The organism is Paraburkholderia xenovorans LB400, from assembly GCF_000013645.1.
In the GTDB taxonomy this organism is placed as follows: domain Bacteria; phylum Pseudomonadota; class Gammaproteobacteria; order Burkholderiales; family Burkholderiaceae; genus Paraburkholderia; species Paraburkholderia xenovorans.
In genome coordinates this window covers 3,025,392-3,044,356 of record NC_007952.1, presented here as the reverse complement: position 1 = coordinate 3,044,356, position 18,965 = coordinate 3,025,392, and the positions used below count along the sequence as shown (strand labels likewise).

General features: G+C 60.6%; 15 protein-coding genes. 5 read left to right on the top strand and 10 right to left on the bottom strand.

Features of this window, described 5'->3' with window-relative positions; genetic code table 11:
- Nucleotides 1-242: 242 nt before the first annotated feature.
- Entirely contained in the window at nt 243-1,037 is a 795-nt protein-coding gene (locus tag BXE_RS35365) for a hypothetical protein (RefSeq protein WP_040124332.1), read from the bottom strand.
- Between the two features lie 529 nt (nt 1,038-1,566).
- Between BXE_RS35365 and BXE_RS35360 the strand changes: the two genes are divergently transcribed.
- The 3 genes from BXE_RS35360 (at nt 1,567) to BXE_RS35350 (ending at nt 5,440) form a co-directional block, all read left to right on the top strand.
- Nucleotides 1,567-2,835, top strand: coding sequence for an AAA family ATPase (locus BXE_RS35360; protein ID WP_011492923.1), 1,269 nt, complete (start codon nt 1,567-1,569; stop codon nt 2,833-2,835).
- Between the two features lie 5 nt (nt 2,836-2,840).
- Complete coding sequence (locus tag BXE_RS35355; protein ID WP_011492922.1) at nt 2,841-3,506, top strand: RloB family protein; 666 nt, start codon at nt 2,841-2,843, stop codon at nt 3,504-3,506.
- Nucleotides 3,507-3,760: 254 nt separating this feature from the next.
- The gene (locus BXE_RS35350) at nt 3,761-5,440 is read left to right on the top strand and encodes an ABC-F family ATP-binding cassette domain-containing protein (RefSeq protein ID WP_011492921.1); all 1,680 of its coding nucleotides are present in this window, start codon (nt 3,761-3,763) and stop codon (nt 5,438-5,440) included.
- Between the two features lie 140 nt (nt 5,441-5,580).
- Here BXE_RS35350 and arsH read toward each other — a convergent pair whose 3' ends face one another.
- The 5 genes from arsH to adh form a co-directional block, all read right to left on the bottom strand.
- Entirely contained in the window at nt 5,581-6,345 is a 765-nt protein-coding gene (arsH, locus tag BXE_RS35345) for an arsenical resistance protein ArsH (protein WP_011492920.1), read from the bottom strand.
- Entirely contained in the window at nt 6,345-6,767 is a 423-nt protein-coding gene (gene arsC / locus BXE_RS35340; protein WP_011492919.1) for an arsenate reductase (glutaredoxin), read from the bottom strand. The genes arsH and arsC overlap by 1 nt, the downstream gene beginning before the upstream one ends.
- The gene (gene arsB, locus BXE_RS35335; RefSeq protein WP_011492918.1) at nt 6,764-7,849 is read right to left on the bottom strand and encodes an ACR3 family arsenite efflux transporter; all 1,086 of its coding nucleotides are present in this window, start codon (nt 7,847-7,849) and stop codon (nt 6,764-6,766) included. Before arsB ends, arsC begins: the two co-directional genes overlap by 4 nt.
- Before the next feature lie 90 nt (nt 7,850-7,939).
- On the bottom strand, nt 7,940-8,272 hold the full coding sequence (locus tag BXE_RS35330) for an ArsR/SmtB family transcription factor (protein ID WP_011492917.1): 333 nt from the start codon (nt 8,270-8,272) through the stop codon (nt 7,940-7,942).
- A 144-nt stretch (nt 8,273-8,416) separates the two neighbouring features.
- Entirely contained in the window at nt 8,417-9,937 is a 1,521-nt protein-coding gene (adh, locus tag BXE_RS35325; RefSeq protein ID WP_040124335.1) for an aldehyde dehydrogenase, read from the bottom strand.
- Nucleotides 9,938-10,373: 436 nt separating this feature from the next.
- On the opposite strand from adh, the gene BXE_RS35320 reads away from it, so the two are divergent.
- Together BXE_RS35320 and BXE_RS35315 are read left to right on the top strand one after the other, a co-directional pair.
- The gene (locus tag BXE_RS35320; RefSeq protein ID WP_011492915.1) at nt 10,374-12,101 is read left to right on the top strand and encodes a methanol/ethanol family PQQ-dependent dehydrogenase; all 1,728 of its coding nucleotides are present in this window, start codon (nt 10,374-10,376) and stop codon (nt 12,099-12,101) included.
- 90 nt (nt 12,102-12,191) lie between these two features.
- Nucleotides 12,192-13,424: a c-type cytochrome gene (locus tag BXE_RS35315; protein ID WP_011492914.1), complete on the top strand. Its 1,233-nt coding sequence runs from the start codon at nt 12,192-12,194 to the stop codon at nt 13,422-13,424.
- A gap of 160 nt (nt 13,425-13,584) precedes the next feature.
- Here BXE_RS35315 and pqqD read toward each other — a convergent pair whose 3' ends face one another.
- The 4 genes from pqqD to BXE_RS35300 all read right to left on the bottom strand — a co-directional run bounded on the left by pqqD (nt 13,585) and on the right by BXE_RS35300 (nt 18,573).
- Nucleotides 13,585-13,866 carry a pyrroloquinoline quinone biosynthesis peptide chaperone PqqD gene (gene pqqD, locus BXE_RS35310; protein WP_011492913.1) on the bottom strand — a complete coding sequence of 94 codons (282 nt, stop codon included), beginning with the start codon at nt 13,864-13,866 and terminating at the stop codon, nt 13,585-13,587.
- Nucleotides 13,867-13,992: 126 nt separating this feature from the next.
- Entirely contained in the window at nt 13,993-14,067 is a 75-nt protein-coding gene (gene pqqA / locus BXE_RS44780) for a pyrroloquinoline quinone precursor peptide PqqA (RefSeq protein ID WP_007178434.1), read from the bottom strand.
- Between the two features lie 270 nt (nt 14,068-14,337).
- The gene (locus BXE_RS35305; protein ID WP_011492912.1) at nt 14,338-16,311 is read right to left on the bottom strand and encodes a sigma-54-dependent Fis family transcriptional regulator; all 1,974 of its coding nucleotides are present in this window, start codon (nt 16,309-16,311) and stop codon (nt 14,338-14,340) included.
- A gap of 297 nt (nt 16,312-16,608) precedes the next feature.
- Entirely contained in the window at nt 16,609-18,573 is a 1,965-nt protein-coding gene (locus BXE_RS35300; RefSeq protein ID WP_011492911.1) for a sigma-54-dependent Fis family transcriptional regulator, read from the bottom strand.
- Nucleotides 18,574-18,965: the final 392 nt, after the last annotated feature.

Genomic DNA, 18,965 nt, shown 5'->3' with positions numbered 1-18,965 from the left:
TCTCGGGGCAAGCTTCTGCTGGACCGCGACAACAGACGGAAGCGGCCGTCATGCCACGGTCATGCTATCGACGAGGCCCGCTTCGTTCAGATGCATGTGATCCATTCCGTCGATGACGTGGTCACCGACGTTCAGTGGTGACCATAACCCTGTTCTCCTGGTAGAACCTTCAAGGGACGATCGTGATCCACATGAAAGTCGACGCTCAACCGGCACTTAGCCGGCGATATACGGTTGAAGCGTCAATCCGTAGCAACGACGCTCGGCTCTGTAATTTTTGCGCGCTGAATCGTTGCTAGTCGCCTGGTGCCCCATTGCACGATCATCGCCAGGACTGAGGCCTCGGCGAAGGCCACAAGTGGACTCTGGTAAGGCAGTGAGAACGAGAGCGACAAACAAAATGCCGCAAACGAGAACCTGCCAAGCACCATGCCTCGAAGCAGCGAAATCACAAAGGCCGGCCCATGTGCACGGTGTGACGACACCGATAAAACGATTCCCAGCAGTGGGAATACTGCGAGCAGACCGCTCCATGCGGGGCCAGCCCAACCGGATAACGAGGTAACCAGCAGCGTCAGGACCGCGCCAGCAACCATCCTTCCTGTCAGGTCGGAGCGCGTAAGCGGCGCACCTGCTGCCCCGGCCGAGCTGCGCGGCAAGAACGACTGGCCGAAGCACATCGCAGCGAGGGCGGCGGTCGCGGCCCAGACAGGTGAAGTCGGCAACATTGATAAGCCATACGCGGAGATAAACCACGTAATGAGCCCGACGGCTAATGCTACCGGCCACGAACGCGAGCGGCAGGTCCACGCATATGCAAAATTGAATGCTTCTGACGCGAGGATTGCGGAAAGCGACAGCGTGGCAGCGCGCGCGCCGAAGCTCGGGCCATGCGCGAGCACAAGAATGAACAGAATCGGACCGGCAATCACAGGTAGACCAGCCAACCAGCCAGCAATAGATGGCCCCCACCATTTACCCGACATCGAAACGACAAGGACGAACAGCGGGACAAGCGTTAGTTTGAGCGCGAGCATGCCGAAATCGGGCGGATCTAAAGTGCGATCATAACCTCGTCCCCTATCGCGGGGTGTCACTGTACGGGCGAACGGCTGCTATGCGGACGCCGCGACGATGAACCGCTCATGGCCGCACCGCGTCCCACGGCCCTTTGCGACGATCGCAGCGGGCGCGCGCCTCATGCAAAGGGGCATGACTCGACCCACAAGAGACCGTACTCGCGCTACAAAGCGGTCACTCATGTGGAAACATTTCGGTCGAGCAAAACTCTACGAGGCAACGAGACCGTCCAGTTCGAGTTCAGCATCTGCCACATTTCTTGTTTCTGTTGTCAGTGAACTCCGATTTCGTGTCTCGTGGGCTCCACTCATCGGTATTCAGGCCAGCGTAAGCGCAGAGACTAGGGGTGCACTTGGGTAGCGCCTGACGAAGTTGCAGCCAATTTATCAAACCCACGCGTACCAGTTCGACGCGAATGCATGATTGAAATACATTGAAATTTTGCGGATTTTGTGCAAATATCGCCTTTATAATTGGAGGTGTGCCGTGCTGGTCGAATTTCGCGTCAAGAACTTCAGGTCGATCCGTGACGACTTGTGCCTGAGCATGGTGGCCAGCAAAGACAAAGAGAAAGCCACCACAAACACTGTCGAGACGGGGATTTCGGCGATTCCGACGCTGCTTCGTTCCGCCGTCGTTTACGGTCCGAACGCGAGCGGGAAATCGGCGCTCGTCAGCGCCATGCAGTTCGCGCAGGCCGTAGTTGCCACCTCGGCAACTTTGAAACCAGATCAGCCACTGAACTACGCTCCGTTCAAGTTGGACCCTATTACGGTCACCCAGCCGTCAGAATTCGAGTTTACGTTTATCCAGGACAAAGTCCGCTACCAGTACGGATTCGCCCTGCTCCCTGACAGGATTGCAGAAGAATGGTTGTATGTATATAAGGCACCAAAGCCGCAGACATGGTTCGAGCGAAAGGGACTCGCTGAGTCGGTGCACACCTATACCTTCGGGTCATCGCTTGTTGGGCAAAGAAAGGTCTGGCAGGTTGCGACGCGGTCGAACGCGCTGTTTCTCTCGACGGCTGTCCAACTTAATAGCGATAGTTTGCGTCCAATCTATGACTGGATAACGTCGCATCTGAGCATATTTGCTGCGGGTACTCAGCCGATGTTTGATTTCTCGACAAATCGTGCTGCGACTGACGACGGCAAAAAAATGCTGGTCGAATTCCTGAATGCGGCGGACATCGGAATCTCCGATCTCTCAACTCGCGTCCAGAAGCAACATGTGTTCAACGTAGAAATCAGCGAAAACGGCCCTCTGCACACAGTGTCAGAGCGGGAGGTACGTGTTCCGTTGTTCATGCACAGGTCTGCGAAGGCAAGCGCCATTTTCCAGATGGAGGAGGAGTCAACGGGCACGCAGCGCCTGTTCGCGTTTGCAGCGCCAATAATCGACGCATTGAAGGTCGGCCGTGCGGTGGTCGTTGATGAACTAGACGGGAGCCTACACTCTCATATCACAAGATTCCTGGTCCAATTATTCCATCTTCCGACGCGTGACGGCAGCGCGGCACAATTGATATTCACAACGCACGACACCTCCCTGCTCGATGCGAATATCTTTCGTCGGGATCAAATCTGGTTCATGGAGAAGGGGCAAGACCAGGTCAGCACTATCGTCCCGCTGTCCGAATTCAGTCCACGGAAGAACGAAGCCTTGGAGCGTGGTTACCTTTCCGGCCGATATGGTGCGCTGCCCATGATCGAGGACATTGAGGACTTTGATGACTTAGTGCAGAAGGACTAATCACTGTGGCGATTGACAATCATCCTCGTATCCGGCAAGCGAAGCACCTCGCTCGGAAAAAGGCGAAACGAGAAACGTACGACCGGATCCTGATAGTCTCAGAAGGCGAGAAAACCGAGGTCCTCTATTTTGAAGAGATTCGAAAGTATTACAAGCTAGCTACGACGCACGTTAAGGTCTGCCACAGCGAGTACGGCACTACACCGCTTCAGGTAGTCGAATTCGCTCTCGATCTGTGTGAGGAGACGCGTGAATGGGAGAAAGTTTTCTGCGTCATCGACCGCGACGATCATCCTGGATACGAAGACGCGCTGAACAAGGCGAAGGCCCACGACAAGAAGCTTCGAAATGAACTGAAACAACCGATAGAGGTTAGGGCTATTCCATCTAACCCGAGTTTCGAGTTGTGGTTGGTGCTGCATTTTGAGGGGGTAGAGCGGAATATACATCGCGACGAGGTCTTACGGCTGCTGTGTGATCGCTTTATACCTGGCTACGAAAAAGGTCGAAAAGGCATATTCGAAGTAACGCGCACTCGCCTCGAAACTGCTTACACTAATGCAGCTCGGATCAAGGCGAGGCAGGAGAGGCAAGATTTGCCTGGCATGGGTAACCCATCGACGTGCGTAGACGAACTCGTAAAGGTGCTCTGCGAACTTCGAGGGAAATGATCGGGGCCACTATATCTTCTCCGCTGGGTTCTGCTTTGGACTCGATGAGTTCATGGTTCCATGCGCAGAACGCAATCCCAAGACGCGGGCTGGGACTGCCAGGATTGTCGACGATTTGGGTCGCGAGGCTGAATGGTCGCTCCTGGCCGGGAACCCCGCAAAGCGAAAGCCGCTCTTCCCCCGCGCGCCCACAAAAGAAGCGGCCCTGTACCTCCGGTCGGCTATCATGCCTATCTTCTCCGAAGTAGCCCCTTATGATTTCCATCCGTAATGTCACGCTGCGCCGCGGCGTCAATGTCGTACTCGACCGCGCCTCCGTCACCTTCACCCCCGGCGAAAAGATTGGCCTTGTCGGCCGCAATGGCGCCGGCAAGTCATCCTTCTTCGGCCTTCTGAACGGCACGCTGCACGAAGACGGCGGCGAGTTCTCGATTCCCGCTGCATGGAAGATGGGCCAGGTCGCGCAGGAGATGCCGGAGACCGGGCAGAGTGCGACCGACTTCGTCATCGAGGGTGACACCGTACTGCTGGCCGCGCAGGCCGAAGTAGCCGCCGCTGAGGCCAGCGACGACGGCATGCGCATGGCGCACGCCTACATGGCCCTGCACGACGCCGGTGCACATGATGCCCCGGCCCGTGCCCAGGCGCTGATCCTGGGCCTGGGCTTCAGTGCCGCGCAGCTTAGCCAGCCGGTCAACAGTTTCTCCGGCGGCTGGCGCATGCGACTGCAGCTGGCGCGCGCGCTCATGTGCCCATCCGACTTGCTGTTGCTCGACGAGCCGACCAATCACCTCGACCTCGACGCGCTGGTCTGGCTGGAAGCGTGGCTCAAGCGCTATCAAGGAACCCTGGTCGTGATCAGCCACGACCGCGAATTCCTCGACGCGGTGACACAGGTGACGGTGCACGTCGACAACGCCAAGCTCGTGCGTTACGGCGGCAACTACAGCAAGTTCGAAGAGATGCGCGCTGAGCAACTGGTGTTGCAGCAGGCCGCGATGGCGAGGCAGGCGGACAAGATCGCCCACCTGCAGAAATTCATCGACCGTTTCAAGGCCAAGGCCTCGAAGGCGAAACAGGCGCAGAGCCGGGTCAAGGCGCTCGAACGCATGGAGAAAATCGCGCCGGTGCTTGCCGACGCGGAGTTTACCTTCGAGTTCAAGGAGCCGCTCAACGTCCCCAACCCGCTACTGTCGATGCTGGACGCGAGCTTCGGCTACCCGGCGCCGGCCGGCGCACCGCCGGGCACGCCGCCGACGGTCATCGTGCGCGGCATCAACCGGTCCGTGCTGGCCGGGCAGCGTATCGGCATTCTCGGCGCCAACGGCCAGGGCAAGTCCACTTTGGTGAAAACAGTGGCGCACGAGCTGGCGCCGATTACCGGCGAAATCAGCGAAGGCAAGGGCCTGAACATCGGCTACTTCGCGCAGCAGGAACTCGACGTGCTACGTCCTCTCGACACGCCGCTGGAACACATGATCCGCCTTGCGAAGGACACGCCGGCGCACATGCGTGCCCCCGGTCAGAGCGGCACCGAACAATCGCTGCGCACCTTCCTCGGCACCTTCAGTTTCAGTGGCGACATGGTTCATCAGGCGGTCGGCACGATGAGCGGCGGCGAAAAGGCGCGGCTCGTGTTGTGCATGATCGTGTGGCAGCGCCCCAACCTGCTGCTGCTCGACGAGCCGACCAACCACCTCGACCTGGCCACACGCGAAGCGCTGGGCATGGCGCTCAATGAATTCGAAGGCACCGTGCTGCTGGTCAGTCACGACCGGTCGCTGTTGCGCGCGGTCTGTGACGAGTTCTGGCTCGTCACCAAGGGTGGCGTCGAGCCCTTCGACGGCGATCTGGACGATTACCAGGAGTTCCTGCGCGACGAAGCCCGTCGCATGCGCGAGCAGGCTGCCGTGGAGCAGAAGGCCATCGCCTGAGCTAACTATTGCCCGTTCCAGTTCGGCATCTGCCGGAGCGCTCGCATCGAGTCGAGGGGGGACTTGGGCCGAACGCGAACCCCTACCCGCCGAAGCCTCCGAGATCCTCGCCAGTAAGCTCGACCCGCCCGCCGTGGCCGTCACTCCGTTTCGCTGTCGTCAGTGTCTGCATTGGCGGTCACCGCGTTCTGGTTCATGGCGGCGGCCGCCAGTGTCGTCGCCAGCTCCGGGTGCGTCTCCTTGCGCTCGCTGTAGCGATCGGTCAGGTAGTCCGAGCGGTCACGCACCAGCAGCGTGAACTTGTACAGTTCCTCCATCACGTCGACGACACGATCGTAATAAGCCGATGGTTTCATCCGCCCGTTTGCGTCGAACTCCTGCCACGCCTTCGCCACCGAAGACTGATTGGGGATGGTCACCATACGCATCCAGCGGCCGAGAATGCGCAGCGCGTTCACAGCGTTGAACGATTGCGATCCGCCGCACACCTGCATCACCGCGAGCGTGCGGCCTTGCGTCGGGCGAACGCCGCCGCTTTCGAGCGGTAGCCAGTCGATCTGGTTCTTGAATACCGCCGTCAGGGTTCCGTGACGTTCGGGGCTGCACCAAACTTGCCCTTCGGACCACTCCGAGAGCTTACGCAGTTCGACCACCTTCGGATGGTCGGCAGGCACGCTATCCACCAGCGGCAGGCCGTGCGGATCGAAAACCCGTGTTTGTGCGCCGAAATGGCGCAGGATGCGTTCGGCTTCGAGCGTGAGAAGCCGGCTGTATGAGGTGGCGCGCAACGAGCCAAACAGCAGAAGGATGCGCGGCGCGTGTGGCGAAACCGCGCGCGGTTCGAGTTTGCGCAGATCGGGCGTATCGAGGTGCGCAGTGCTGACGTTCGGCATGTCCTGTGTCATCAGGGAAGCCTCCGTCCTTCGCTATCGACTACCTGTTCGCCGTCCTCTTTCCTGAATGAACTTTTCTGCCCTACAGGGAGTATGTCGAGCACGACCTCGGAAGGCCGGCACAGGCGGACGCCAAGCGGCGTGACGACAAACGGGCGGTTAATGAGGATCGGATGTTCCATCATTGCATCGAGCAACGCATCATCGCTCAAGGACGTATCGTTCAGACCAAGCTCGGCGTAAGGCGTACCCTTTTCGCGCAGCACAGCGCGTACCGTCAGGCCGGCGCGAGCGATCAGGCCTATTAGTGTTTCCCGGTCGGGCGGGGTATTCAGATACTCGATGATTTCCGGCTCGATGCCCGCGTTGCGGATCATCGCCAGCGTGTTGCGCGACGTGCCGCACGCGGGGTTGTGATAGATCGTAACGCTCATAGCGGTTGTCCCTTGGTGTTGTGTCTGGCTTCGTACCAGTGCTGCGAGCGGTTGACAATGCCAACGACGAACAGCATTACCGGCACTTCGATCAGCACGCCGACCACCGTGGCCAGCGCTGCTCCGGAATGAAACCCGAACAGACTGATTGCCGTGGCGACCGCCAGTTCGAAGAAATTACTGGCACCGATCAGACTGGACGGTCCGGCGACACAATGCGCGACGCCGAGCTTGCGATTCAGCAGGTAGGCGAGGCCCGAATTGAAAAACACCTGTATCAGGATTGGCACCGCGAGCATGGCGATAACAAGCGGCTCCTCGACGATCGCCTGGCCCTGAAAAGCAAACAGCAGTACGAGTGTCGCGAGCAGTGCGCTGATCGAATACGGACCCAGCCGTGCGACGGTCTGGCGGAAATGTGCGTCGCCTTTGGCGAGCAGATGCCGACGTAGCAACTGGGCAAGGATGACGGGAATGACGATGTACAGCCCAACCGAAATGATCAGCGTGGCCCACGGCACCGTGATGGCCGACAGACCGAGCAGCAGCGCGACGAGCGGTGCGAAGGCCACGATCATGATGGAGTCGTTGAGCGCCACTTGCGATAGCGTGAAATACGGATCGCCCTTGCAGAGTTGTGACCATACAAACACCATTGCCGTGCAGGGGGCGGCGGCCAGCAGGATCAGGCCGGCGATGTAGCTGTCGAGCTGGGCAGCGGGAAGCCACGGCGCAAACACGTGGCGGATGAAGATCCAGCCGAGCAACGCCATCGAGAACGGTTTGACGAACCAGTTCACGAACAGCGTGACGCCGATGCCGCGCCACTGGCTCCTGACCTGGGTCATCGCCGAAAAGTCGATCTTGACCAGCATCGGGATGATCATCACCCAGATCAGCACACCGACCGGAAGATTGACGTGTGCCACTTCCATGCGGCCGATCGCCTGGAAGAAGTGAGGAAGCAACTGTCCGGCCAGAATGCCGCCGACGATGCAAAGCGCAACCCAGACCGTCAGGTAACGCTCGAAAAACCCGATCGCCGCTGGTGTGGCGCCGTTCGCTGTATCAGCGCTGCTCATTTGGTTCCTCTGCGCGCTTCTCGCGGATCGCGCGATAGAACCGGGTGCTTTCGCCCAGATTCTCCAACGACACATGGACGTGCATGCGCTTCATGGCTTGTCTGCGCAACAGTTCGGAAGATCGCTCGCGGCACAGGCCGCGCCGGCGCAGCAGTTCTCCGTGAGGAAGCCGATCACGCCCGTCATGGCGTCGAAGTTCGCGGTGTAGAAGATGAAACGCCCCTCTTGCCGCGGCTTCACCAGATCTGCATGTGAAAGATCCTTCAGGTGGAACGAGAGGCTGGAAGGGGAAAGCCCAAGGTTCTGGGCGATTTCACCGGCAGCCATACCATCGGGGCCAGCCACGACGAGCAGGCGGAAGATCGCAAGGCGCGACTCGTGGGCGAGCGCGCTCAGGGCGCGTACAACGAGGTTTGAGTCCATGCCTGAACATTAAACCATTCGTTTCTATATTTCAAGTATTGTTGAAATGAGGGGGCTGTTGAGACGGTGAGACTCGATATGCGAACGGACAATCAAGGATCACCGATCTGGAGCGGACCTCACACCGCTCCAGATCGTCATGCGTCAGAAAAAGCCCAGCGGCTGCTCGCTATAGCTCACGAGCAGATTCTTGGTCTGCTGATAATGGTCGAGCATCATCTTGTGCGTTTCGCGGCCAATGCCCGACTGTTTGTAGCCGCCGAACGCCGCATGCGCCGGATAGGCGTGATAGCAATTGGTCCACACGCGGCCTGCCTGAATCTGCCTGCCGAAGCGATACGCGCGTGTACCGTCGCGCGTCCACACGCCGGCGCCCAGGCCGTAGAGCGAATCGTTGGCGATTTCGAGTGCCTCTTCTTCGGTCCTGAACGTCGTGACTGACACCACCGGTCCGAAGATCTCTTCCTGGAAGATGCGCATCTTGTTGTTGCCGCGAAATACGGTCGGCTTCACGTAATAGCCTTTGCTCAACTCACCGCCCAGCGTATTGCGTTCGCCGCCAATCAGGCATTCGGCGCCTTCCTGTTTGCCGAGATCCACATAAGAGAGGATCTTTTCGAGTTGTTCCTGCGAAGCCTGCGCGCCGATCATCGTCCTGGGGTCGAGCGGATGTCCTTGCGCAATCGCCGCGACGCGCTTTAACGCGCGTTCCATGAAGCGGTCGTAAATCTTTTCATCGATCAATACACGCGACGGACAGGTACACACCTCGCCCTGATTCAGCGCAAACATCGCGAAGCCTTCGAGTGCCTTGTCGAAGTAGCCATCGTCCTGATCGACCACATCGGCGAAGAAAATGTTCGGGCTCTTGCCGCCGAGTTCGAGCGTCACGGGAATGATGTTCTGGCTCGCGTACTGCATGATCAGGCGGCCGGTCGAAGTCTCGCCGGTAAACGCGATCTTGGCGATACGCTTGCTCGACGCCAGCGGTTTGCCGGCTTCGAGACCGAAACCATTGACCACATTCAGCACACCCGGCGGCAGCAAATCCTGAATCAGTTCGATCAGCACGAGAATCGACGCGGGTGTTTGCTCGGCAGGCTTGAGCACCACGCAGTTGCCGGCGGCGAGTGCAGGCGCGAGCTTCCACACGGCCATCAGGATCGGGAAATTCCACGGAATGATCTGGCCGACTACGCCGAGCGGTTCGTGAAAGTGATAGGCAACTGTGTCGTGATCGATCTCGGAGAGCGTTCCTTCCTGTGCGCGAATGCAACTGGCGAAGTAGCGGAAGTGGTCGATCGCGAGTGGAATGTCGGCGGCGAGCGTTTCGCGGATCGGCTTGCCGTTGTCGATCGATTCGGAAAACGCGATACGCGAGAGGTTCTGCTCCATGCGGTCCGCAATACGGTTCAACACGTTCGCGCGCAGAGCAGGTGCAGTATCGGCCCAGGCTTTGCGGGCGCGGTGAGCCGCATCCAGAGCGAGTTCGATATCTTCTTCAGTTGAACGGGGAATCGACGTAAAGGGTTCGCCGGTGATCGGCGACACATTGTCGAAGTACTCGCCGCGTACTGGAGGAACCCACTCGCCACCTATGAAATTGCCGTATTGCCGCGCATACGGAAATTCGACATCGAGAAACTGCATATCCGCGTGATTCATGTGTGACGCCTCCAATGATTGTCCGGGTGGTGACGGAGAAAGCCTGCATTGACGTGACGTGACGTGACGAATGCGCATCGCGGCGACTCTCCATCCTGCGAAGCATTCAGCGAGAAGCGTGCCATTGGACGCGAGCGTGCGAAATGCATGGAGACGTGCGCGGTTCATACGCGCGCCGTTTGCCTGGTCGGCCGGGCAACTGTCATTTTTAGCAACACATGGGCGCTCGAATGCGTCACGGTGCAACACCGATGTCACGCGTCAAGGGCCGCTCTTTCTCGTGATTGCATCGCACGATCGTCGGCCATCGTGTCCCGAGGCCGCGTGGCTGCCAATGGCACGCGACTTGCCTTGAATGGCCCCGCAGCCAGTCTGCGTTCACTAGACGAAGGCGCCGCCGCACGGCCGCGCGTCGACAACTCAACAGGAGACAGGAATGAAAGCACGTTTAGCTTCGGCGACGCGGCCCACGGCGCTTGCAATGAGCGTGGCCGTTGCCGTCAGTCTGGTATTCGGATCGGCCGCAGCCGCCGACGATTACCCAGCCGTCACCTATGAGCGTTTGACAGCTGCGCAGAGCGACCCCGGCTGGCTCACGTACTACCGCACGTACAACGGCCAGGCGCATTCGCCGCTCAAGCAGATCGACACCGCGAACGTGAAGAACCTCAAGCAGGTCTGGAGCTACAAGTTTCCGGCGGATCTGCAGCAGGGTTTCGAAGCCACGCCGATCGTCAACGGACGCTACCTTTTCGTGACCACGCCGAAAGACAACGTCTATGCATTCGATGCGGCGACCGGCAAGCAGTTGTGGAAGTTCGAACCGAAGCTCGGTGCGGAATCGTTCAAGACGGCATGTTGCGACGTGATCAACCGCGGTGTGGCGCTGTACGGCAAGAATGTCTACGTCGCGATGCTGAGCGGCGACGTCGTCGCGCTCGACGCGCAGACAGGCGCGCTCGCCTGGCGCAAGCAGATGTTCGAGCCGGGTCTCGGCTACGCGTTCTCGCTGGCGCCGCTCGCGCTCGACGGCGCACTGGTGGTGGGTAGCGCAGGCGGCGAATACGGCGCGCGCGGTTTTATCGCGGCATTGAATCCGGATAACGGCAATGTGCTATGGAAGCGCTTCACGGTGCCCGCGGCCGGCGAGAAGGGCGCAGACACGTGGCCGAACGGCATGCAGGAACACGGCGGCGCGCCGGCCTGGCTGACGGGCACTTACGACGCAGCATCGAAGACCCTTTACTGGGGCGTGGGCAACCCCGGCCCGTGGCTCGCCGATCTGCGACCGGGCGACAACCTCTATTCCGATTCGCTACTCGCACTCGATCCGAAAACCGGCGATCTCAAATGGCACTACCAGTACACGAAACATGACACATGGGACTACGACGGCGTGAATACGCCGGTGCTCGCGACGATCAGGTATCAGGACAAGGAGTACGACGCCATCATCCACGCGGACCGCAACGGCTTCTTCCACGCGATCGATCGCGGCACCGGCAAGCTGATCTATGCGAAGCCGTTCGTGACGGCGACTTCGGTGACGGGTTATACCGCAGATGGCGCGCCGATTCAGGATGCGTCGAAATACCCGAAGGCCGGCACGACGATCGAAACCTGCCCGAGCTTCCTCGGCGGCAAAAACTGGTGGTCGATTTCATACGACCCGGACAAGCACATCGCAGTCGTTCCGGCTTTGCACGCCTGCATGTCGCTGTCGGGCAAATCGGTGAACTACATGGAAGGCTTGCCGTATCTCGGCGAAGGTTTCGAAATCAAACCGGAGCCCGGCAGCAAGGGTTATGGCGAGTTGCAGGCGATCAACGTCGACACGGGCAAGAAAGTCTGGAGCCACTGGAGCAAGCTGCCGTGGAACGGTGGCGTAGCGACCACGGCCGGTGGTCTTGCCTTTAGCGGCTCGCTCGACGGCCACCTGTACGCATTCGATGAAACAACCGGCAAGGTGTTGTGGCAGAGCCCGAAGCTGGCAAGCGGGATCGTCGCTCAACCTTCGGTGTTCGAGGTCGACGGCAAGGAGTATGTCGCCATTCTCGCGGGCTACGGCGGCGCGAATCCGATCTGGGGCGGGCCGATGGCGAAGGCGGCGGAGAAGGTCCCGCGCGGCGGCACGTTGTACGTGTTTGCGCTCAACCACGGCTGATATCCACATGGCTGTCACGACAGGCTGGCTACGCCCGCGCGGATTCAGCCGTCCGGTCGTGACGGTCCGGCCTCTTCTGGAAACAGGATCATGAAGACTCGACTCAATGGGTTCGCTATCGCCGGCGTCCTGCTGGCCACCGGCGCACTTGCACCGGGACTCGCCAGCGCAGATGTGCGCGTGTGCACGTTTCCCGGCAGCCCTTCGACCGCGCTCGACGAAGCGGTCACACGCGAAGCGTTTCGCACGGCCGGGATCGCGCTGTCGCTCGCTCCTGGCGGATTCGACAGTGGCGACGACGACGGCGTTTCGCTGAAGGAACTCAACGCGGCGCTGACGCGAAAATGCGATGTGATCGCCGGCTTTCCGCGTTCGACCGTTGCAGATGGCTCCGGCAGCAAACTGACTTTCTCGCGCGGCTATCTGCGCTCCGGCTATGTCAGCATCACCACGCGTGATTCGTCCACGCCCTCTGGTGAGAACGACGTGGTTGCGGCAACCTATGCAAGCCCTGCGCAACTGATTGCCGTGCAGCAACCGAACGTCAGGCTCGACCTGGAGAACACAGCGGAACTGACCGTCGACGCGGTGGCGAGCGGGCATGCGCAACGCGCGATCGTCTGGTATCCGGCGGTCGTGGCTTATACGATCAAACATCGCGAGCGGCACTTCCGGATCGTCAATGCCGCGTCGCCGTATGCCGACTGGCAACTGGTGTTCGCGTTCGGCAAGAACGGCGCGGCGTTGCAACCGCGAATCGACGCCGCGCTTGAAAAGATGGCGGCGGACGGCCGCCTGGCGGCGTTGTCCCGCCATTGGATTCTCCCGGAAGCGGCTCAGGCCAGCAGTTCGTCCGCGCCCGCTTTTGCCTATCGCGATGGCCCCGGCCGTGGCAGTGCGATGCGGCGTATGACATTGACATCCGGGCGCGCTTCGCAGCCGGGTCGCTTCATCAAGGTCGATGCGAGCACAACTACCGACGCGCCAGGCTTTGACCGCACGCAGGTCGCGCACGGCAAGACGCTGTACTCGAGTTCGTGCGCGAAATGCCACGGTCCCGATCTGCAGGGACTCAATGCGCCGGCGTTGCGCGGACCGGCTTTCGCGCCGGCAGCCAATGCGAAGCTGACTATCGGCGGGGTATATGGATACATGGCGAACAATATGCCGGCCGACCGCCCGGGCAAGATGAAACCGCAGGAGTATGCGGACATCATGGCTTTTCTGCTGTATTCCAACGGCTATAGCGCGGGCAGCACCAAACTGACCGACGACAACGCCAAGGCATCCACCACGCCGCTCAACGCGCGCATGCCGCAATAGCCCCGGCGTCTTCCTTCACCTCGTTGGCCGTGATGAAACGCGACGGCCCGGCAATTCCCCAGTCATTCAAGGGAAGCGCCGGGCCGTACCGGTTGAAGCCGACGAGGGCTCTAGCAGAACGCGCAGCGATAGGTGAGCTCAGTCATTTGGGGCGATCATGTCAGTCCAGCCAGCCGCGTTGCCGCGCATGGTCGATGAAACGGTACACGTCGGCGGCGAGATCGGACGCGCTGAACAGCTCTTCCAGTTCACCGATGATGTCGTCCAGCTCACGTGTCCCGTCGCAGCGCGTGAGAATTTCTCCCGCACTTGGATTGAGCTTGACCATGCCTTCGGGATACAGCAGCACGTACGCATCCTGAACGTCTTCCCACTGCAGGCGGAACATCGCGCGCAGACATGGCCTAAGAGCGGCGTCGTAGTCGTGGTGCGGGGCATTCATACGGGATAGGCCTTTTCGATCGCGTCGGGTGGTCTGAAACGGCTGGGCGTGACTTCGAGTCCGTGCGCGAGGCGCCGTCACGCGCACTCGTCTACAGCGAGAGGCGTGCGGCGTTTTATCGTTGCTTCAGCGATTGGCGATATACATCGTGATTTCAAAACCGAAACGCAGGTCGGAATAAGCGGGGGTGGTCCATTGCATGGCTGTCTCCTTGAGTAGAACATTTGATTGAGGAACCGCATGAGTCAAGCGGTCGAGCGGATTAACGCAAAGTCTGTGCCGGGTACATAAAAACATATGTGGAAGCATTCGGGTCGAGCTAAATGATTAGCATGACGAATGGGCAAGATATAAAAGGGAAGAACAGGTGCTCCACCAAATTTCGTGCTCGGCTCTCGCGCGGAGCGCGGAACACCTGTTCAATTCAGCCACAGCACTGTTGCAATTTGGAGCACGTGTGGCATGTGCGAGTCAGGCGGCGTCTTCGGCGTCGCTCAAGCCATGTGACGGCAGCTTTCTATAGATCGTGTTGCGCGAAATGCCGAGCGCGCGGGCGGCCGCCGACACGTTGCCGCCATGCTGCGCAACGGCTTGAGCAATGACGCTGGCGGCGACGTCTTCGAGACGCCCGCTCGGCAGCGGCAGCGTGTCGGCGTTGCCCGCGCACGCCGCGGCGGTGGTGCGCAAGCCGTCGAAGAAGTCATCGGGCAAGTGCTCGCGGCGAATCTCGCCGTCCTCATCGACCATCGCGGCGGCCGTGCGCAGGAGATTGCCGAGCTGCCTGAAGTTGCCAGGCCACGCGCACTGCTCGAACAGCGCCATTACGTCCGTGGCGACGCTCAGGCGCTGCCCTTCAGCGTTTTCGGAAGACGCGCATTGCAGCATCTTGTGGATGACGGCGGACAGATCCGTGCGCTCGCGCAGCGGCGGCAGTTTCACCACCATGCCATTCAGGCGGTAGTACAGATCCTCGCGAAACCGGTTCTGGGCAATCATTTCACGCAGGTCGCGGTGGGTCGCGCAGATGATGGCGATATCCACCGGTATCGACTTCGATGAGCCAAGCGGATTGACAAGGCGTTCCTGCAGCACGCGCAGCAGCCGTACCTGCAACGGATAAGGCATGTCGCCGATTTCGTCGAGGAATAACGTGCCGCCATTCGCTTGCAGCAGCTTGCCGCTGGCACCTTTGCGCCGCGCGCCGGTGAACGCGCCTTCCTCGTAGCCGAACAGCTCGGATTCGATCAGCGTTTCCGGTATCGACGCGCAATTGACCGCGACGAACGCGCCGCAGCGTCGCGGGGAGTCATTGTGAATCGCCTGCGCCAGCAGTTCCTTGCCGGTGCCGGTCTCGCCGGTGATCAGAATCGGAATGTCCTTGCCGATCACCTTGCGGACTTTGCCGATGACCGCCGCGATCTGCGGGTCGCCCGTGTCGAGATAGCTGAGCTTCGACAACGCACTCGCGGCCGGCGCCGGCGGTTCCACGCGGTGTGCCGTGCGTGGTTCGCGGCGTTCCTGTGACGGCCAGCTTTCATCGGTGCGCGCCGCGCGCCGGAATTCGACGTGCGCGCAGACCACCGATCCACTGTGCAGGTTCAGCGATAAATGCCGGGCCTCGCTGACGCGCAACTGGTCGATCAGTTGCGCGCTGGTGAGCCCGAATAACGACGGCAGTGTATGCGCGCGCAGGCCGGCGAGCGGCATGCCCAACTGGAATTGCGCGCTGCGATTGGCGGACAGGAAGCGGCCGTCGCAGGTGAACGCGACGATGCCTTCCATCAGCGTGCCGAGAAATTCAGGGCGGCCGTGAAAGGCGATTTGCAAGGTCTCGCGAAAGGTGTTGGTAAACAGATGATTTTCGATCATCTGCACCGACATTTTCGCCAGCGCCATAGTGTGCTGGTGATAGCTGCGATAGTCGCCAGTGACGTCGAGCACGCCGATCAGATCGCCATACGGATCGAGGATCGGCACACTGGAGCAGGTCAGAAAGCGATTGGCCGCCAGATAGTGCTGCTCGCCATGCACGGCGGTCGGACAGCGCTCTGCGAGCGCCGTGCCGATGGCGTTCGTGCCTTGCCGGTCCTCGGCCCAGTTGGCGCCCGGACGCAGCGCGACTTTCTCGGCGCGCCGCAGAAAGTCATCGTCGCCGATCGAATGAAGGACCAGGCCTTCGGCGTCGGTCAGCACGATCATGCTGTGCGTGTTGACGATCTGCTCATGCAGCGTTTCCATCACCGGCGTGGCATGCGCGCACAGCACACGGCTTTGTTCCAGCTTCAACGAGAGTTCGGCGGCGGGCAATACGTCATAGTCCGGCCGCATTGAAGCGCTCAAGCCGAAGGTCTCTGAGCGTTCATGGGATTTCTGAATCGACGGTGTGAGCCAGCCGGGCTCACGTGGCGCCATTGGCGTTACGGCGTGACAGACCTCATCGCGCATTGTCTCCTCCTGATCAGCCGCGGTCGTTTTGCCGGGGTCGTGCGGGTGTTACAACAAGCAAGTCCTATGCCAGCGTGGAGTGCGCTACGCAGCCGGATGTCTTTCCTGTCGCGGTACGACTGCCGCGCCCTGTCTCGCGCCGAAATGGCGTGTGCGGCTCCGACACGACGGGTAATGGGATGTTCATGCGGAAACGCATAACCGGCTTGATTTGAATCAAGGCCGGCAGGTCACACCGCATGCCGTGTCGGAGGAGTACCGAAGGACGGGGGCCGCCCGCAGTCCCAGGGAAAACATCTAGCAGCGGTGCGGCCCGACAATGCCCAACTTCGCGATACGCCGGTACAAGGTCGCGCGCGAGATCCCCAATGATTGCGCGGCGGCATTGGGCCGCCATTGATGCCGCGTCAGCGCTTCGACGATGCGCGTGCGTTCGTCGCGCGGGTCCTGCCGCGCGAATGCCGAAGTCAATGCGCGATTGCCCACGCCTTCGGGCTCCAGCAATGCGATGACGTCGGGCGCAATATGCCGCCATTCCACGCGCGCGGAATCGCACATCGCACAGGCGTAACGCAGTACGTTGCGCAACTGGCGAATGTTGCCCGGCCATGCGAAGGCCATGAGGCGTTCGGCGAGGCGCGGGTCGAGCGTGAGAACGTGGCCGGCCATTTGCGCTTCTTCTTCGAACACGGCCGCGATCACGTCGCCGATATCCGCGCGTTCGCGCAACGGCGGCATTGGCAAGCTGGCGCCGCTCAGCCGGTAGTAGAGATCTTCGCGGAACGATCCTTCGGCCACCATCTGCGCGAGATCGCGATGCGTGGCGCAGATCACGTCGATATCGACACGCACGGGCGCATCGCCACCGAGCGGCACGACTTCGCCTTCCGCCAGCACGCGCAGCAGCCGTGTTTGCAGATTGAGCGGCATATCGCCGATTTCGTCGAGAAACAGCGTGCCGGTATGTGCCTGCGCGATCTTGCCGCGAGCGCCGCGGCTGCGTGCGCCGGTAAAAGCGCCGGGCGCATAGCCGAACAGTTCGCTCTCGATCAGCGATTCGGGAATCGCGCCGCAATTCACCGCGATAAATGGCCGTGTCCGCCTCGCGCCGGAATCGTGCACGGCGTGAGCGAAGACTTCCTTGCCGACGCCGGTCTCGCCGAGAATCAGAATCGGCAGCCGTTTACCGATAATGCGCAACGCCACCGACGCGTTGTGTGCGATGCGAGCATCCGAGCTTTTCAGAAAGCGGCCCAAGGCGCCGAGATGCAGACCGTCCTGTGTCTCGCTGTGCGATTGCGGGCCGGCACCGGCCGACGTGCCGTTTGCCGCGCGTGAAGTGCGTTTGAGCGGCGCACGAATGCGCGCATACAAAGTGGCACCCGTCGCGCGCAGACGCAAGCAGACAATCGCATCGGTACGCGCGACGTCGTGCAGACGCACGTGGGCCGTGTCGAAGATATCGTCGATATGGCGTGGACCGTTCAACGCCGGAATGCATTCGCGCGCCTTGCGATTGGCGGCGACCAGATTGCCGCATTCGTCGAAAGCGATCAGCACCTCGGGTTGCGCTTCGACGAAGTTACGGCTCGAATGGCCGAACAGAATCCAATGCTGAGTGGTTTGATTGAGGAAATAGCCGTCCTCGATCAGGCCGGCACTCTGGCGCACCAGTTGAAACACGAGCCGCTGACTGTCGCGGTTATCCGGCGAGCGCACGGCGGAAGCGTCGAGCACGCCGATCATTTCGCCGGTCGGCGCGAAAATCGGCGCGGCGCTGCAGGTCAAGGTCGTGAAGGCGGCGCGGAAGTGATCGGTCTTGTGCACAGTGATCGGCGCGAGGTCGGTCAGCACGTTTGCCACACCACATGTGCCTTCTTCGCGTTCCGACCAGCATGAACCGATATACAGTCCCGCATGCTTGAAATCGCTGCGGCGTTCGCGTTCGATCCGGTAGTCGATCGTCACGCCGTGCGCGTCCGTGAGCATCACGCAATAATCGGCGACGCGAATCATGTCGTGCAGGCGGGTCAGGCACTGGCCTGACGCACGCAGGAAAGCTTCTTCCTTGCCCTGCACTTCGCGCAATTCAGCCGATGTAAGAACGCGTGGGCCGATCACCGCGCCGGGATCGAGCCGGTATTGTTCGAACGAACGCTGCCACGACGATACGAGGCGCGTGGAATCGGCGGGCGCGGGAAGCCGTCCTTCAATGGCGCCTCTCACGCGTTCAATGTGCTGGTTTTGCGAAACGTAGGGCATGGTCGGCTCCGGTCGAGCGACACACAGTGAGGTCAGGCTGTTCTTGTAGCACATCCCGCCAGATCAATCACATTGCAATGCAGCACGCGAGACGCGTGAGACGTTTGTCTCATCGGCGGTTGAGACGTCATCTCACATCGCTTCGATGCAGGTGGCGCGTGGGTTTGCACGATGCCTTGCGGAATCGATGCCGGACACCGAACGTCGCAGACCGTGCGTTTGAGACGCGCTGCGCATTGCGGCGCACGGGGTAAGCGGCGTACACGGCAACCCTCTTTGCGCACAAAACCCCTTTAAACAAGGCACTTTCGCGTTGTCCTGCGTTTATCTCGTCAAATTGGCATACCCCTTGCAGTGTCCTGCTCACGACAAAAGCGCCGTCGCCTGAACAC

What these genes read in the sequence shown, in the direction of transcription:
- BXE_RS35365 (WP_040124332.1), bottom strand. Translation starts at nt 1,037, where the DNA reads ATGCTCGCGCTCAAACTAACGCTTGTCCCGCTGTTCGTCCTTGTCGTT.
- BXE_RS35350 (WP_011492921.1), top strand. Translation starts at nt 3,761, where the DNA reads ATGATTTCCATCCGTAATGTCACGCTGCGCCGCGGCGTCAATGTCGTA.
- arsH (WP_011492920.1), bottom strand. Translation starts at nt 6,345, where the DNA reads ATGACACAGGACATGCCGAACGTCAGCACTGCGCACCTCGATACGCCC.
- arsC (WP_011492919.1), bottom strand. Translation starts at nt 6,767, where the DNA reads ATGAGCGTTACGATCTATCACAACCCCGCGTGCGGCACGTCGCGCAAC.
- arsB (WP_011492918.1), bottom strand. Translation starts at nt 7,849, where the DNA reads ATGAGCAGCGCTGATACAGCGAACGGCGCCACACCAGCGGCGATCGGG.
- BXE_RS35330 (WP_011492917.1), bottom strand. Translation starts at nt 8,272, where the DNA reads ATGGACTCAAACCTCGTTGTACGCGCCCTGAGCGCGCTCGCCCACGAG.
- adh (WP_040124335.1), bottom strand. Translation starts at nt 9,937, where the DNA reads ATGAATCACGCGGATATGCAGTTTCTCGATGTCGAATTTCCGTATGCG.
- BXE_RS35320 (WP_011492915.1), top strand. Translation starts at nt 10,374, where the DNA reads ATGAAAGCACGTTTAGCTTCGGCGACGCGGCCCACGGCGCTTGCAATG.
- BXE_RS35315 (WP_011492914.1), top strand. Translation starts at nt 12,192, where the DNA reads ATGAAGACTCGACTCAATGGGTTCGCTATCGCCGGCGTCCTGCTGGCC.
- pqqD (WP_011492913.1), bottom strand. Translation starts at nt 13,866, where the DNA reads ATGAATGCCCCGCACCACGACTACGACGCCGCTCTTAGGCCATGTCTG.
- BXE_RS35305 (WP_011492912.1), bottom strand. Translation starts at nt 16,311, where the DNA reads ATGCGCGATGAGGTCTGTCACGCCGTAACGCCAATGGCGCCACGTGAG.
- BXE_RS35300 (WP_011492911.1), bottom strand. Translation starts at nt 18,573, where the DNA reads ATGCCCTACGTTTCGCAAAACCAGCACATTGAACGCGTGAGAGGCGCC.